This is a genomic window from Comamonas sp. CMM03 (genome assembly GCF_019218715.1).
Classification (GTDB): domain Bacteria; phylum Pseudomonadota; class Gammaproteobacteria; order Burkholderiales; family Burkholderiaceae_C; genus Comamonas; species Comamonas terrigena.
In genome coordinates, this window is sequence record NZ_JAHUXB010000004.1 from 313681 (window position 1) to 329749 (window position 16069).

Below are 16069 nucleotides of genomic sequence, written 5' to 3' on the forward strand. Positions count from 1 at the left end.
GCTGCAGGGCAACATGCAGCGCGCCTACACTGGCGCCTTTCGCACGCGGGCCGGGCTTTTGCGCGGTGCGCCGTGGCAGGCCAAGAGGCCTGCAGTTTTGTACCGTCAGACCGTTTTCATGCAGCAGCAAGCAACAGGGTACGCATGGCAGTTCTTCCGCGCCGGCGGGGTAGAGCAGGTGGCCATCCGTACCGGACAAGATATCGCGAACATCGCTTCGCTGGACCAGAAACTGTGGGTGGCCCTGGCCTGTCCCACCCGGGGGATCGAATTCGACCCCGCCACCCTGGACTTGATCGACAAGGACCACGACGGCCGTATCCGCGCACCCGAATTGATCGAAGCCTGCCAGTGGGCCGTGGCCCAGGTGCGCCACCCCGATGTACTGACCAGCGGCAGCGATGTGCTGCAGCTGAGCAACCTGGACACCGAGGGCGTATCCGGCGCCGCCTTGTACGCCGAGGCCCAGCGCATCCTGCGCCTGCTGGGGCGCGAAGGCGCCTCCACCGTGACCCTGGCTGATGTGCGGGAGCGCCTGACCATGCTCAACGCCCTGGCCTTCAACGGCGACGGGCTGCTGAACCCGGTCAAGCTGCCCGAGAACGATGCCCGCAAGGCCCTGGTGCAGCGCATCATGGATCTGTATGGCAGCGCCGTGGGGGTGGATGGTGAGCCCGGCATGGGCCGGGCCCAGCTGGATGCCTTTTTTGCCGATGTGCGTGCCATCCATGCCTGGCACGCCCAGGCCGGGCAGCACCACTGCGTGCTGGCATCGCAGGCGCAGGCGGTGGCCGCCGCACAGGCACTGACGGCCATCCAGGCCAAGGTGGAAGACTTCTTCGCCCGCTGCCAGCTGGCCGCCTTCGACGCCCGGGCGCTGGCGCCGCTCAGCCCCAGCGTGGAAGGCTATGCCCTGCTGGGGGCGCAGCAGCTGTCGCTGGCGTCCCAGGCCATTGCCGATCTGCCGCTGGCACCCATCAGCGCCGACTGTGTGCTGCCGCTGGCTGAGGGTGTGAATCCCGCCTGGGCCGACGCGCTGCACGCGTTGCGCACCCACGCGGTGGCGCCGGTGCTGGGCGATGATGTGCAGGTGCTGACGGCGTCGCAGTGGGCCGCGCTGAAGACCCAACTGGCACCATGCCAGGCCTGGCTGGCAGCGTTTCCAGCCTCCCCGCTGGGCGCCATGGACGCTGCAGAAGCCCAGGCCTTGCTGGACAGTGGTGAAGAAGCTGCGCTGCAGGCCCTGATTGCCCACGATACCGAAGAGAAAAGCCATGGCGAACAGGCCACTGCACTGGAAAAGCTGATCCGCCTGCAGCGTGACCTGCTGCGCCTGCTGAACAACTTTGTCTCGTTCGCCGACTTCTACAACCGGGGTGAAGCGGCCGCCTTCCAGGCCGGCACGCTGTTCCTGGACGGCCGCAGCTGCGATCTGACGGTGGACGTGGCCGACCCCGGCGCCCACGCCACGCTGGCCGGGCTGGCCAAGGTCTATCTGGCCTACTGCGAATGCCGCCGGGGCACGGACAAGCGCCACATCGTGGCCGCGTTCACCGCCGGGGATGTGGACTATCTGATGGTGGGCCGCAACGGCGTGTTCTATGACCGTACGGGCCAGGACTGGGATGCCACCATCACCAAGATCATCGAGAACCCCACCAGCATCGGCCAGGCCTTCTTCTCGCCGTACAAGAAGTTTCTGCGCATGGTCGAAGAGCAGGTCGCCAAGCGCGCTGCCGCCAAGCAGGAGACCGTGACGTCGGGGATGGACAGCACGGCGGGCAAGCTGGTCGACATGGCCAAGCCGGCAGCTGCTGCTGCGCCGCAGGCTGCCGCGCGCAAGACCGATGTTGGCACGGTGGCGGCCATCGGCGTGGCGCTGGGCTCTATCAGCGCCGTCATGGTGGGCATCTTCGGCAAGTTCATCGAACTGGGCCCGTGGATTCCCGTGGCGCTGCTGGGCATCATCCTGGCGATTTCCGGCCCCAGCATGCTGATTGCCTGGCTCAAGCTGCGCCAGCGCAGCCTGGGACCGATCTTGGACGCCAGCGGCTGGGCCATCAACGGCCGCATGAACATCAACCTGCGCCTGGGGGGCATGCTGTCGCAGACCGCCAAGCGCCCGGCTTCCGCCACGCTGCGCATGGGAGACCCCTATGCTGACGGCCACAAGGGCCGCTGGGCCACCGGCGGCGCGCTGGCGGTGGTCCTGCTGCTGGCACTGTGCTGGCGCATGCAGTGGCTGGATGCGGTGCTGCCGACCGACTGGCAGCATGGCGCTCCGGCGGCGATCGCCCAGGGGTCTGTGGCGAATGCCGCGGATGCAACGAGCGCGGGAGATACGGTCCGCGACCACTGACCACACCCACACGTCCCCGCGCCCCCGCAACGTGACCCAGCCCCTTCGTGCACAGCGAAGGGGCTTTTTTGTGGCCGCATGGGCCGGGGCGTGCTGCGCCAGACCAGCGCCGGGTGATCCGGCCGCGTGGGGTGCCCGGGGCGCGATCTTCAGTGGGGAAAAGAGGGACTAGCGCTGCGCGCCTGCCGGGGCTGCCGGGGCGTAGAGGTGCAGAAAGGCCTCGACCCCCCGGTCGGCACAGGCATCCAGCTCGGCGGGGGCGGGCAGCGGCAGGTGCTGGAACAGGAAGCGCTCCAGCAGCTCGGCCTCCAGCAAGGCCAGCAGATGGCGTGTGGCCAGCTCGGCCGGGGCGCTGCGCAATGCGCCGCGGTCCATGGCCTGCTGCAGAAAGCCGCTGATCAGGGCATGGCCCCGGCGCGGGCCCTGGTCGTAGCAGCGGGCCCCTACCTGGGAGCGCTCGCCCTCGGCCACCAGCAGGCGGCGCACGGCCGTGACCTCGGGGGCATAAAGCAAGGCCAGAAAGCGCCGGCCAAAGGTGCGCAAGGCGGCCGGCAGGTCCTGGCTGTCGGCCTGCAGGGCCAGCATGGTGTTCTGAAAGTCGGCCTCCGAGGCCTGGAACATCACTTCCACAAACAGCGCTTCCTTGGACGGGAAGTAGTTGTAGATGGTGGCTTTGGAGCCGCCCAGCCGGGCGCAGATCTCGGACATGGAGGTGCGCTCGAAGCCCAGTTCGCCAAAGGTGGCTGCAGCCACATCCAGGATGGCTTGCCGCTTTTCTTCCGTTTTCGTCCGCATGTGCGCGCAATGTCCTCGGGTTGGTGTGTTGTCTTTCAGTGTAGCGCTTGGATGGGAGGCGGTTCAGAATCTATACTGTACCGTACAGTTCATTAATAAAGTATTCCATGAGAACATGCAAAGCTTGTGCGCCTGGGGCAGCCCGTCCCGTGCGCACCGCCTGGCTGGCACTGGGCCTGCCGGTGCTGCTGACCGCCTGCGCCCAGCTGCCCGACTGGCAGGGCAAGGCGGTGCTGCAACAGCCCGTCCCGCAGACGCTGCAGGCGGCGGCCGGTGCCCCGCAGGTGGCCTGGCCGCAAGACCGGTGGTGGCTGCGTTACGGCGACAGCCAGCTGGACAGCCTGATCGCCGAAGCACTGGAGCACGCACCCGACATGGCCGCCGCAGCCGCCCGCGTGCGCCAGGCCCAGGCGCTGCTGGGCGTGAGCGAGGCGGCCACGGCGCCACAGCTGTCGGCCAACGCCAGTGCCAGCGGCGACAAGTTCAGCTACCACTATCTGACCCCTTCTTCCATGGTGCCGCGCGGTCTGAACGATGTCGGTCGCGCCACGCTGGACCTGGGCTGGTCGCTGGACCTGTGGGGCCGACACCGTGCCGCCGTGGCCGCTGCCTCTGGCGAGCTGCAGGCGCGCCAGGCCGATGCGGCCCAGGCCCGTCTGGTGCTGGCCAGCAGCGTGGCGGCGGCCTACGCCGATCTGGTGCGCCTCACGGTGACCGAGCAGACCCTGGCGCAATCGCTGCAGGTGCGCACCACCACGGCCCGGCTGTTTGCCGAACGTTTTGCCCATGGACTGGAAAACCAGGGTGGCGTGCACAGTGCCAACGCTCGGCAGGCGGCAGCCCGGGCCGAATGGCTGCAGGCCCAGGAGCAGCTGGCGCTGCAGCGCCACCGCATTGCCGCGTTGATGGGGGCAGCGCCCGACCGGGGGGCCGCCATCACCATCCCGGCTTCCACCTTGCAGCAGCCCTGGCAGCAGCAATGGGCCTTGCCGGACCAGTTGCCGGCCAGCCTGCTGGGCCGCCGCCCCGATGTGGTGGCGGCACGCCTGCAAGCCCAGTCCCTGGAGTCGCGCGTGGCCGCCAAGCAGGCCGAGTTCTACCCGGACGTGAACCTGAGCGCCTTCATCGGGGTGCAGTCCCTGGGCCTGGACATGCTGACCAAGGGCGGCTCCAGCATGGCCAGCGTGGGCCCGGCCATCAGCCTGCCGCTTTTCAACGGCGGCCGTCTGCGCTCCGAGCTGGGCGCTGCGCGTGCCCAGTACGACGAGGCGGTGGCCCTGTACCAGAACACGCTCAACCACGCGCTGCAGGAAGTGGCGGACAACGCCGTGAGCCAGCGGGCGCTGCAGCAGCAGCTGCAGGCCATGGAGCAGGCTGTGCACGCCGCCACCGAAGCCCACCGCGTGGCCCGCAACCGCTACGAAGGAGGGTTGGCCACGCACCTGGATGTGCTGTCGGCCGAAGACCAGTTGCTGGCCAGCGTGCGCCAGCTGGTGGATGTGCAGGCCCGTGCGCTGTCGCTGGACATTGCGCTGCACCGCGCGCTGGGCGGTGGCTGGCAGGAAGCCCCGTCGCCACAGACCGCCCAATCCTCTGCGGCCCCGGTCACCCCCCGCATTCCTCCGGCGTGATGTGCGCCTGCGGCACCCGAATTCCCTGAATTTCCCAAATTGATTCTGCGAGAGCTTTTATGACTGACAACGCTTCTTCCGTGAGCGCCCATCCCGTGGTGCGCGAGCAGCGCCGCAACAAACTGCTGGCCGGTCTGGCCGGTGCGGTGGTGGTCGCCAGCGTGGCGGGCGGTGGCTACTGGTGGCTGCATGCCTCCCACTTCGTCTCCACCGACAATGCCTATGCGGCGGTGGAGGTGGCCCAGGTCACTCCGTCCGTGGGCGGTACCGTGCTGGAGGTGCTGGTGAAGGACACCCAGGCCGTGCAGCAGGGGGAGGTGCTGGTGCGCATAGACCCCACGGATGCCCGGCTGGCGCTGGCCCAGGCCGAAGCCGAGCTGGCACGCGCCGTGCGCCGCGTCAGAGGCTATGTGGCCAATGACGGCGGCCTGAAGGCCCAGGTGGCCGCCCGCGAGGCGGACCAGAAGAGCGCCGCGGCCCAGCTGACGGCGGCCCAGGCCGATATGGCCCGCGCCACCATCGATCTGCAGCGCCGTGAAGCCCTGGCCCACAGCGGCTCGGTCTCGGGGGACGAACTGACCAACGCCCAGAACGCCTTTGCCGCTGCCAAGGCCCGTCTGGCATCGGCCCAGGCGGCGCAAGCCCAGGCCGAAGCCAACCGCGAAGCCGCCGTGGGCGCCAAGCAGGTGAACGCCACGCTGATCGAAGGCACGACCGCCGAGACCAACCCCGAAGTGCTGCTGGCACTGGCCCGCCGCGACCAGGCCCAGGTGGATCTGGACCGCACCACGGTGCGGGCGCCGGTGACCGGTGTGGTCGCCAAGCGCAGCGTGCAGCTGGGCCAGCGCGTGGCGGCGGGGGCGCCGCTGATGTCGGTGGTGCCGGTGCAGCAGATGTATGTGGATGCCAACTTCAAGGAAGGCCAGCTGGGCAAGGTGCGCGTGGGCCAGAGCGTGGAGTTGCAGGCCGACCTGTATGGCAGCCAGGTGGTCTACCACGGCACCGTGGCCGGCTTGAGCGGGGGCTCGGGGGCGGCGTTTGCCGCCATTCCGGCCCAGAACGCCACCGGCAACTGGATCAAGGTGGTGCAGCGCCTGCCCGTGCGCGTGCAGCTGGACCCGGCCGAGCTGGCCGCCCACCCGCTGCGTGTGGGCCTGTCCATGAACGTGACGGTGGACACCCGCAGCGGCGGTGAGCCGGCAGCCCGCGTGGCGTCCACCACGGCCGCGCAGTGAGCTGCCGATGGCTGAAGCAAACTCTGCGCCGCTGACCATCGGCGGCAAGCCGCTCACCGGCGGCATGCTGTGGCTGGCGGCCCTGGTGCTGGCCGCTGCCAACTTTGTGGCCGTGCTGGACATGACGATCGCCAACGTCTCGGTGCCCAGCATTGCCGGCAACCTGGGCGCCACCACCAGCCAGGGCACCTGGGTGATCACCAGCTACGCCGTGGCCGAGGCCATCAGCGTGCCCCTGACCGGCTGGCTGGCAGCGCGCTTTGGTGCGGTGCGCGTGTTCTCCGTGGCCATGGGCCTGTTCGGTGTGGCGTCGCTGCTGTGCGGGATGGCCAATTCGCTGGGCTTTCTGGTGTTTGCGCGCATCCTGCAAGGCTTTGCCGGCGGCCCGCTGATGCCGCTGTCGCAGACGCTGCTGCTGCGCATCTTTCCGCCGCGCATGGCGCCGGCCGCCATCGGCCTGTGGTCCATGACCACGCTGATTGCGCCGGTGCTGGGGCCGATTGTGGGCGGCTGGATCTGTGACAACTACAGCTGGCACTGGATCTTTCTGATCAACATCCCCGTGGCCATCGGCTGTGCGTTTGCGGCCTGGAACCTGCTCAGGCGCTACGAGCTGGCGCTGCGCCGCAACCCCATCGATACCGTGGGCCTGGGCCTGCTGATCGTCTGGGTGGGCGCATTGCAGCTGATGCTGGACGAAGGCAAGAACCTGGACTGGTTCGCCTCGCCCACCATCGTGGTGCTGGCTGTGGTGGCCGCTGTGGGCTTTGCGGCCTTTCTGATCTGGGAGCTGCATGAAGAGCATCCCATCGTGGACCTGCGCGTGTTCCGTCACCGGGGCTTCACCATGAGTGTGCTGACCATCAGCCTGACGTTTGCGGCCTTTTTTGCCGCGAATGTGTTGACCCCGCTGTGGCTGCAGAGCTTCATGGGCTACACGGCGACCGATTCGGGCATGGTCACGGCGTGGACCGGCCTGTTTGCACTGTGTGTGGCGCCCATGGCGGCCGGCCTGTCAGCCAAGGTGGACCCGCGCCGGCTGATCTTTGCCGGCGTGCTGTGGCTGGGTCTGATGACCTTCTGGCGCACTGTGGCCACCACCGACATGGGCTACTGGGACATTGCGCTGCCGCTGATGTTCATGGGCTTCGGGCTGCCGTTTTTCTTCATCCCCACCACCGGGCTGGCGCTGGCCAGCGTGGAGCCCCAGGAGATGGACAACGCCGCCGGACTGATGAACTTTCTGCGCACGCTCTCGGGCGCCGCTGCGGTGTCGCTGGTGAACACCGCCTGGGAAGATGGCACGACGCGCCAGCACGCCGAGCTGGTCGGGCTGACCGACCGCAGCGGCGAGGTGCTGCAGGGGCTCAGGGCCTCGGGCATGTCGCCGGATGCGGCCCTGTCCGCGCTGGACCAGCTGCTGACCAGCCAGAGCGTGATGCTGGCCACCAACCAGATCATGTTCACCATCGCCATCTGCTTTGTGGTGGGAGCCTGTGTGATCTGGTTGGCCCCCAAGCCCACGCGGGTGGTGGAGCCAGGGGCTGGAGGGCATTGAGCGGCCCCGCCCGTGCACGACCCGTGTCCCTGCGAGCCTGCAGCCGCGGGCCAGGGGGCACGGGGGTGGATTTCCGTGGAACGGACAGCGCCCAGGCGTGGCCAGGGATCCGGGGCCGGGATGTGCCCAGTTGGCGCCTGGTCGACGCCTAGCCGCGCGTGCGCAACGCCTTCTCGATCTTGTTGCGCGGCACGGTGGGCTTGGGGACCTTGAACGGGAACCAGCTGCGCACGTCCTCTTCCACGCCGATACCGTGCATGAAGTTGTAGATGGCTTTCTTCAGCACCGCGCCCAGGGCATCGTGGTCCACGCCGGTGGGGTCGATGAAGGCGATGTCGTTCTTGGCAAACGTCACCTCGGGCAGCGGCACCAGCTGCACGCCATATTCCACCGGGTTCAGGCCCACGGGCGAGTGCACCGTGCAGGCAAAGCGGTGGAAGAAGCCGCTCTGGATGCAGCCGTTCTCGAACAGCTGGCGCACATATTCCAGCGCGTCCACTGTGTCCTGGACGGTCTGCGTGGGAAAGCCGTACATCAGGTAGGCGTGCACCAGGATCCCGGCCTCGCTGAAGGCCTTGGTCACGCGCGCCACCTGCTCCACGGACACGCCTTTTTTCATCAGGTCCAGCAGCCGGTCGGAGGCCACCTCCAGACCGCCCGAGACCGCAATGCAGCCGCTGTCGGCCAGCAACTGCGTCAGCTCGGGGCTGAAGGTCTTCTCGAAGCGGATATTGCCCCACCAGCTGATGTCGCTGCCGCGCTCGATCAGCTCGGTAGCCAGGGCCTTGAGCGCCTTGGGGGGTGCCGCTTCGTCCACAAAGTGAAAGCCGGTCTGCCCGGTCTCGGCCACGATGGCGTCGATGCGGTTGGCCAGCTCCACGGCGCTGGCGCCTTCGTAGCGGCCGATGTAGTCCAGGCTCACATCGCAGAAGCTGCACTTCTTCCAGTAGCAGCCATGGGCAATCGTCAGCTTGTTCCAGCGCCCGTCGCTCCACAGCCGGTGCATGGGGTTGAGCATGTCCAGCAGCGACAGGTAGTCGTGGATGGGCAGGCCGTCCCAGGTGGGCGTGCCCACTTCGGCAAAGGCGATGTCGGCTTCCATCATGTTGATGTACTGCACGGCACCGGCATCGTTGCGCACATAGGTGCGCACCAGGCGCGAGCGGCCGCGCTCGCCGCGCAGGTGTTCCAGCAGGGCCAGCAGCGGGCGCTCGCCCGCGTCCAGCGTGACGAAGTCGAAGTGGTCGAACACGCGCGGCTCGGTCAGCTCGCGCAGCTCGGTGTTCACGAAGCCGCCGCCCAGCACCGTGGTGATGTGGGGAAACTCGGCCTTGATGGTCTGGGCAATGCGAAATGCCGCATACACCGAGCCGGGAAAGGGCACGGACAGCAGCACCACCGTGGGCCGCTGGCGCCAGATGGCCTTGCGCGTCAGCTCGGCCAGGGTCTCGTCCACCAGGGTCTGGGGTGCGGCCAGGGCCTGGGCCAGCGGCTCGAAGGTGGGCTGGCTGCCGGCCAGCGATTCGGCATAACGCACAAATTCGAAGCGCTCGTCGGCCGCGTCGCGCAGCACATCGGCCAGGTCGTTCAGGTACAGCGTGGCCAGGTGCTTGGCACGGTCGGCCTGGCCCAGGGCGCCAAAGGCCCAGCCCAGCGGGTCGCCGCTGCCGTCATCGAGGTAATGCTCCAGCGCCGCAAAGCGCGGCCCTTCGGGCAGCCAGCCACGGCCGACGATGCGGTGGCTGAGCGTGCTGTCCTTGCCCTGCAGATAGGCAATCACCTTGTTGATGGTGGCCAGGTACTGGTCGCGCTGACCCATGAAGCTTTGCACGGCGGGGCTGAAGGCACGGTCGGGGTCGGCGTCGTACTGGGCCTGCACCAGATCGATCACCTGCTGCAGCCCGTCCCTGGACAGCAGCTGCAGCACCAGGGCTAGCGCCAGGTCTTCCTGCACCGCATCCACGCCGCGCCCACGCAGAAAGCCCGTCAGGTAGGCGGTGGACGGGTAGGGCGTGTTGAGCTGCGTCATCGGCGGGATGAGTGACAGCACACGGACAGGAACGGGCGTGGTCATGGGGCAGAAAGGGCAAAAAAGAGGGCAGGGCAGTGCCCGGGCCAGGCCCGCATTGTCCCAGCATGGGGCCGGGGCTGCAGGGGCGGGGGCTTGGCGCCGTGGCCGGCGGCGAAGGATGCCATCGCCACACGCGGGATCAGAGGGGTGGACGGGGCACACCACGCGCCGGCATGCTGCTCCTAAAATGCAAGTTGCCTGTGCGCATGGTGCGCCGGCCTGACCTGCCTGTGCAGCACTGCCCGGCCGGAGCCCCTGGCCTCCGACCCGCGCGCGACAGGGCTGCACACCGCCGGTGGGGCGGCTTTTTATTTGTGAAAGAGGGTGGACGCCGATGTCCTCCTTGCCCGGGGGCGCGGCCCCCGCTTCGGCCGGTACTGCCGGTATGGCGTCGCGTTCGGCCTTGCTGGGCATTGCCCTCACGCTGTCGGCCTGTGCGCTGTTCGCTCTGCTGGACAGTGCCACCAAATATGCGGGCCTGATGTTGCCCATGCTGCTGGTGCTGTGGCTGCGCTTTCTGGCGCAGGCGCTGGTGACCACGGCCTTGGTGCTGCCCCGGCACGGCCTGGCGGCGCTGCGCACGGCGCACCCCAGGTTTCAGGCCAGCCGGGCCCTGTTCGGGATTTCCACCTCGATCTGTGCCTTCTTCTGCATCCAGAGCATGCCGCTGGGCAACTTCACGGCGATCTGGTCGGCCTGCCCCTTGCTGGTGGTGGTGGCGTCGGCCTGGCTGTACCAGGAGAAGGTCAGCCCCGTGCGCTGGCTGCTGCTGGCGGCGGGCCTGGCCTGCGTGATCGTCATCGTGCGGCCGGAACGCAGCGACCAGGCCCTGGGCTGGCAGGCATTGCTGCCGGTGGGCTTGCTGGTCAGCGGCTCCGGTTACCTGCTGCTGGGCAGCCGCTTGGCGCGGCTGGACGCGCCGCACACCACGCAGCTGTATTCCACCTGGCTGCCCATGCTGCTGACCACGCCGTTTCTGCCCTGGTTCTGGCAGGCCGTGGAAGGCTGGCAGCTGTGGCTGGCGGTGGCGGCCATGGGGCTGTGCAGCGGCGTGGGGCATTTGATGCTGCTGCAGGCCTATACGCACGCCACGCCGTCGGTGATCTCGCCCTTTCTGTACAGCCAGATCGGTTTTGCCATGGGCGTGGGCTGGCTGTTGTTTGGCCAGGTGCCCGATGCGCAGTCGCTGCTGGGCATGGCCGGCGTGGTGCTGTGCGGCATCTGCAGCATGTGGTTGAGTGTGCGCGGGCGGGCGTGAGTCGCCCGTCTGCGCATGTGGCTGTCCTGCGGGCAGCTGCACAGGAACAGCGGGCGCAGTAAGGTGCGCCCTGTATGGAATGAGAGAGCAGCGAGTGCGTCAAGACGATTTTTCCCCTTCCCCTCCTCCCCGCAGTGCGACAGCCCCCGTGGTGGCCGATGGCCTGCCATTGCCGCAGCGGCACATCGCCATGGCCGTGATCCTGTTGGGCCTGGTGCTGTGCGTGATGGACAGCACCATGATGAACATGGCCTTGCCCCAGGTGGCGCGCCAATGGCAGGTGGACCCGGCGCAGACGCTGTGGGTGGTGAATGCCAACCAGATCGCTTCCCTGGTGCTGCTGCTGCCGCTGGCCGCGCTGGGCGACCGCATGGGCTATCGCCGTGTCTACCTGGGGGGCATGGTGATCTTTGGCCTGGCCAGTGTGGGCGCGCTGCTGGCGCCTTCGCTGCCCTGGCTGATCGTGGCGCGTGCGCTGCAGGGCCTGGGCGCGGCCGGGGTGTTGAGCGTCAACGCCTCGCTGGTGCGGCTGATCTACCCGCGTGCCCAGCTTGGCAAGGGCATGGCGCTCAACTCCCTGACGGTGGCCCTGTCGTTTGTGGCCGGCCCGGCCGTGGCGGCGGCAGTGATTTCGCTGGGCGACTGGCGCTGGCTGTTTGCCCTGCACCTGCCACTGGCCCTGGCCATCAGCTGGCTGGGCACACGCTCGCTGCCGCAACCGGTGCCGCAGGCCGCCGCCGCACAGCAGCCGCTGTCCTGGCTGGACGGCGTGCTGAACATCGTGATGTTTGCCAGCCTGTTCCTGGGTGTGGACCGGCTCAGCCACCTGCAGCCCGGCGGCAGCCTGTGGCCGGCCGCGCTGTGGCTGGGGCTGGGGGTGGGCGTGGGCGCCTGGTATCTGCGGCGCCAGCGCCGCCTGAGCGCGCCGATGTTTCCGCTGGATCTGCTGCGTATCCCGGTGTTTGCGCTGTCCATGTGCGCTTCCATCACGGCGTTCTGTGCCCAGACCATGGCATTTCTGGCCCTGCCGTTCCTGTTGATTGAGGCGCGCGGCTTGCCCACGGGGCAGGCCGGGCTGCTGATCAGCGCCTGGCCGCTGGCCCTGGCCATCTCCGCGCCCTGGGTGGGGCGGATGATCGGCCGCTGGCCGGCGGGCCGCCTGGGCGCCGTGGGCATGGCGCTGTTTGCCCTGGGGCTGTGGGCACTGGCGCTGCTGCCGCAGGATGCGTCGAACTGGAATGTGGTGTGGCGCATGGCGCTGTGCGGTATGGGCTTCGCCTTCTTCCAGTCGCCGAACAATTTCACCATCGTCACATCGGCGCCGCTGCACCGCAGCGGTGCGGCCAGCGGCATGCTGGGCGCCGCCCGCCATGTGGGCCAGGGCCTGGGCGCGGTGCTGCTGGCGGCGGCCTTCTTGGTGTGGAACCGTGAGCCCGGCCAGGCCGAGCAGTACGCGCTGCTGCTGTCCGGGTGCTGCGCGGTGCTGGCCGGCTGCTTCAGCGTGCTGCGCAAGGCGCCGGCCAAGGCGTGAGTGCAGGGGGCGGTAGCCACCGGACCGCACATTGCAAAGAATTTGTCGCGAATTTTCTGGAGCGACAAAAAATGCTGCTAGAATTGCAGCTTCTCTAGGGGAGTCGCCAAGCTGGTTAAGGCACCGGATTTTGATTCCGGCATGCGAAGGTTCGAATCCTTCTTCCCCTGCCAAGATCTGCAAACCCCGACTGCGCAAGCAGTCGGGGTTTTGCTTTTTCTGCCGGCCAATCGATCGGCGTTTCTGCGCGTGCTGTGGGTTCCGTCTGGCAGTACCGAAGGCCCCCAACCGCAACGCCCTTGCAGGGCAAGGGCGTCATTCGCAGATCCGCCGGCGCGGGCACCGGCGTGGCGCGGTCAGTGGCCGTGTGCGGCGTTCGGGTCCGAGACCCCGGAGTACACCCCGGGCTCTGCCTGGCCGCTCACCTCCAGAATGCCGACCAGACCCTTGCCGGTGCGTGACAGCGCATGGTCCACCAGCAGGTAGTTGCCGGGCACCTGCGGGGTCAGCTCGACGATGGCGGCACCTCCCGGTGGCACCACCGTGGTCTGCACGTTGTGCTTGATGGCGGTGAGCGAGGCTTCGTCATACACCTTGTCAAACACTTCGCCGATCACGTGGAAAGACGAGATCTTGTTGGGTCCGCCCACGCCGAAGTAGATGCGCACCTTCTCTCCCACCTTGGCCTTGAGCTTGTGCTCCTTGGTCAGCGCCCCCACGGCGCCGTTGAACACGTAGTACTGCGGCAATTCCGCGGCCATCTTGTCGAAGTCCACTTCCTGGTGGGTTTTGGCCCCGATGGGACGGGTGGTGTACATCTCGCCCTGCATCACATAGAACTCCTTGTCCACCTGGGGCAGGCCGCCTTCAGGCTCCACCAGAATCATGCCGTACATGCCCGCCATGATGTGGTGGGGCACCAGCGGCGTGGCACAGTGGTACACGTACAGGCCGGGGTTCAGTGCCTTGAAGGTGATGGTCTTTTCCTGGCCGGGCGGCACCTGGGTGTGTTCGCCGCCGCCCAGTCCGCCGTTGACGGCATGCAGGTCGATGGAATGGATCATCTTGCTGCTCTTGGCATTGGCCAGCGTCAGCTCCATGGTGTCGCCTTGCTTCATGCGCAGCATGGGGCCGGGCACCTGCTTGTCGAACGTCCAGTAGGTGAAGGTGGTGCCGTCGTCCAGCTGGCCCACCAGCTCCACGGTCTCGATGCGTTTCTGGTGCTTTTGCGGGCCCGCGGCCTTCACGGCGGGGGGCACGGCACTGGGGTCGGCAGCAATGCTCACGGCACCGGCCAGGGCCGGAGCCATTGCGGCGGCCGGCGTGTACAGGGCTTCGGGACCGGGGGCGTTCTTTTGCACGGCCTTTTCGGCTTCGACCGTGGTGCCTTTGACCTCCAGCTTGCCTTCCATGCCGATCTGGCGGTGGCCGGGGATGGTGCAGTAGTAGCTGAAGGTGCCGGCCTTGGTCACCTGAAAGCGCAGCGTGGCCGGGCCCGTGTCGGCATTCACCTTCTTGGAAACCACATTCAGGCCTTCGACGGCCAGATCGTGCTCGGCACCTTCGCCGCTCTGGAGCACGATCTCCACCGTGTCGCCCACTTCGGCCACGATGGTGGGGTTCACCTGGCCCTTGGCGTTCACATAGACCATCTTGCCGTCGACGATGTTGGTCGTCAGTGCCACTTTGCGCACCTGGGCGGTGGCGGCTTTTTTGGCGGCTGCGGCGGCGGGTGCCGCCTGTGCACTGCCGAGGCTGGGCGCCAGATTCAGTGCCAGGGCGATGGCGAAGGCAACGGGGGTCAGGCAACGTGTCGAGGTCATACGCTTCTCCTTGTAATCCCGGCAATCGGACTGCGGTACCCAGAAATTTGGGCATCGCATCTGCTGCCGTTGAAGGGAATTCTTCGGAGATTCAGAGGACGTCGATTTGCGTTGGATCAAGCGCGAAATGGCGTGGCGCAGGCCAACCACACAAACCGCGTAGGGCCAATAAAAGGAGTGCAATCAGCCTTTTATGCCCAGACGACGCGCCAGTTTGTGCAGATTGCTGCTATCAATCTGCAAGCTCTTGGCGGCGGCGCTCCACACGCCCTGGTGCTGGCCCAGCGCCTGTTCGATCGCGTTGCGCTGCACATGGTCCACCTGCTCGCGCAGGGAGCTGAAGGTGCTGCTCACCTGGCCTGCCGCCGCGCCCGGCAGGGCGGCACCGGGGGCGAGTGCCGGTGCCGACAGCGGCGCGGCCTCCAGGTCCAGCGAGGCCGCGTCCAGGCTGACGATGTCGGTGCGGCGTGCCCCGTAGCTGACGGCCTTGAGCGCGGCGCGGCTGATGACATGCTCCAGCTCACGCACATTCCCGGGCCAGGCATAGCGGCGCATCGCAAGCTGGGCATCGCTGGTCAGGCGCAGGCTGCGCAGGCCCAGGCGGCTGCGGTTGAGTTCCAGAAAACGGCCGGCCAGCAGCAACACATCGTCGCCGCGTTCGCGCAGCGGCGGCACATGCAGGGGGTAGACCGACAGGCGGTGGAACAGGTCGGCGCGGAAGCCGCCGTCGCGCACCTGTTCGTTCAGGGCGCGGTTGGTGGCGGCAATGATGCGCACATCCACCTTGCGCGGCTGGTCGGCGCCCAGGCGCTGGATCTCTCCGTTCTGCAAGGCGCGCAGCAGCTTGGCCTGCACGGGCAGCGTGAGCTCGCCCACCTCGTCCAGAAACAGGGTGCCCTGGTCCGCACTTTCAAACCGCCCGGCGCGGGCGGCCACTGCTCCGGAAAAAGCGCCCCGGGCATGGCCGAAGAGCTCGCTTTCGGCCAGGGTGTCGGGCAAGGCAGCGCAGTTCACATGCACCATGGGCTGCTGGCGCCGGCGTGACAGCTGGTGCAACCGGCGTGCAAACAGCTCCTTGCCCACGCCGGTTTCGCCCAGCAGCAGCACCGGCATATCGGTTTCGGCCACCACGGCCAGTTCCTGTTGCAGCCGCAGGAGAGCAGGGCTTTGGCCCACGATGTCCTGCAGTGCGGCGGGCGTGGCATCGGAAGGCTGGGCGCTGCGCGACAGGCGCAGTGCCCGCACCTCGGACTCCAGGTGCGCCATGCGCACCGTGGCCTCGATCAGCGGCACCCGCGCCTGCAGGCGCTCCTGGGCCTGGTCGTCGAACGTACCGATGTCCAGGGCGTCCAGCGTGATCACCCCCCAGTGCCAGCCTTCGATGGAAATGCCCAGCCCCATGCAGTCGTGCACGGGCAGCGCCTGGCCTGCACGTTCGGTGAGCAGGCCGTCATAGGGGTCGGGCAGGCTGCTGTCGTGGTGAAAGCGTGTGAGTTCGCCGCTGCGGGACAGGATGGTGGCCAGGCGCGGGTGCTGGCTGACGGTGAAGCGCCGGCCCAGGGCTTCCTGCACCAGGCCTGCCGCGGCCACCGGGCGCAGGCATTCGCCTTCCAGCCGCAGCAAGGCCACTGCGCCGCAGTGAAATTCGGCTTGCAGGCTTTCAACCAGCCGTTGCAGGCGCACGGCCTGCGGCAATTCGGTGGAAAGATCGGAAAGGACCAGGGAATCGAGCATGGTGAAAACAACCGGATGGGGTATTTGTGACCGGGCGGGGCGGGGTGCATCCTACCCATGGATGCGCTAACTGC

At 67.8% G+C, this 16069-nt stretch carries 10 protein-coding genes and 1 tRNA gene; 7 read left to right on the top strand and 4 right to left on the bottom strand.

The genetic code is table 11. The features are described from left to right. Positions 1-118 precede the first annotated feature (118 nt). Positions 119-2359, top strand: a complete 2241-nt coding sequence (locus KW830_RS15330; RefSeq protein ID WP_218333621.1) for a hypothetical protein — start codon at positions 119-121, stop codon at positions 2357-2359. Between the two features lie 168 nt (positions 2360-2527). On the opposite strand, the gene KW830_RS15335 is transcribed toward KW830_RS15330, so the two are convergent. After that, entirely contained in the window at positions 2528-3154 is a 627-nt protein-coding gene (locus tag KW830_RS15335; protein WP_066536904.1) for a TetR/AcrR family transcriptional regulator, read from the bottom strand. Between the two features lie 107 nt (positions 3155-3261). Between KW830_RS15335 and KW830_RS15340 the strand changes: the two genes are divergently transcribed. From KW830_RS15340 to KW830_RS15350, 3 genes are read left to right on the top strand one after another with little or no spacing between them, the layout of a single operon-like run. Then, the gene (locus KW830_RS15340; RefSeq protein WP_218333622.1) at positions 3262-4785 is read left to right on the top strand and encodes an efflux transporter outer membrane subunit; all 1524 of its coding nucleotides are present in this window, start codon (positions 3262-3264) and stop codon (positions 4783-4785) included. A gap of 59 nt (positions 4786-4844) precedes the next feature. Continuing rightward, positions 4845-6020 carry an HlyD family secretion protein gene (locus KW830_RS15345; RefSeq protein ID WP_218333623.1) on the top strand — a complete coding sequence of 392 codons (1176 nt, stop codon included), beginning with the start codon at positions 4845-4847 and terminating at the stop codon, positions 6018-6020. Between the two features lie 7 nt (positions 6021-6027). Beyond that, positions 6028-7578 carry a DHA2 family efflux MFS transporter permease subunit gene (locus tag KW830_RS15350; RefSeq protein ID WP_218333624.1) on the top strand — a complete coding sequence of 517 codons (1551 nt, stop codon included), beginning with the start codon at positions 6028-6030 and terminating at the stop codon, positions 7576-7578. A gap of 148 nt (positions 7579-7726) precedes the next feature. On the opposite strand, the gene KW830_RS15355 is transcribed toward KW830_RS15350, so the two are convergent. Continuing rightward, positions 7727-9607, bottom strand: coding sequence for a radical SAM protein (locus KW830_RS15355; RefSeq protein WP_218333802.1), 1881 nt, complete (start codon positions 9605-9607; stop codon positions 7727-7729). Between the two features lie 376 nt (positions 9608-9983). On the opposite strand from KW830_RS15355, the gene KW830_RS15360 reads away from it, so the two are divergent. From KW830_RS15360 to KW830_RS15370, 3 genes are all read left to right on the top strand, one after another. Continuing rightward, positions 9984-10907, top strand: a complete 924-nt coding sequence (locus tag KW830_RS15360; RefSeq protein WP_255578440.1) for a DMT family transporter — start codon at positions 9984-9986, stop codon at positions 10905-10907. A gap of 190 nt (positions 10908-11097) precedes the next feature. Continuing rightward, entirely contained in the window at positions 11098-12438 is a 1341-nt protein-coding gene (locus KW830_RS15365; protein ID WP_115594690.1) for an MFS transporter, read from the top strand. A gap of 96 nt (positions 12439-12534) precedes the next feature. Beyond that, a tRNA-Gln gene (locus KW830_RS15370) sits at positions 12535-12611 on the top strand. Between the two features lie 183 nt (positions 12612-12794). Here the strand turns inward: KW830_RS15370 and nirK are convergent. Further along, the gene (gene nirK, locus KW830_RS15375; protein ID WP_218333625.1) at positions 12795-14261 is read right to left on the bottom strand and encodes a copper-containing nitrite reductase; all 1467 of its coding nucleotides are present in this window, start codon (positions 14259-14261) and stop codon (positions 12795-12797) included. A 183-nt stretch (positions 14262-14444) separates the two neighbouring features. Beyond that, positions 14445-15995, bottom strand: a complete 1551-nt coding sequence (norR, locus tag KW830_RS15380; protein WP_218333626.1) for a nitric oxide reductase transcriptional regulator NorR — start codon at positions 15993-15995, stop codon at positions 14445-14447. Positions 15996-16069 lie beyond the last annotated feature (74 nt).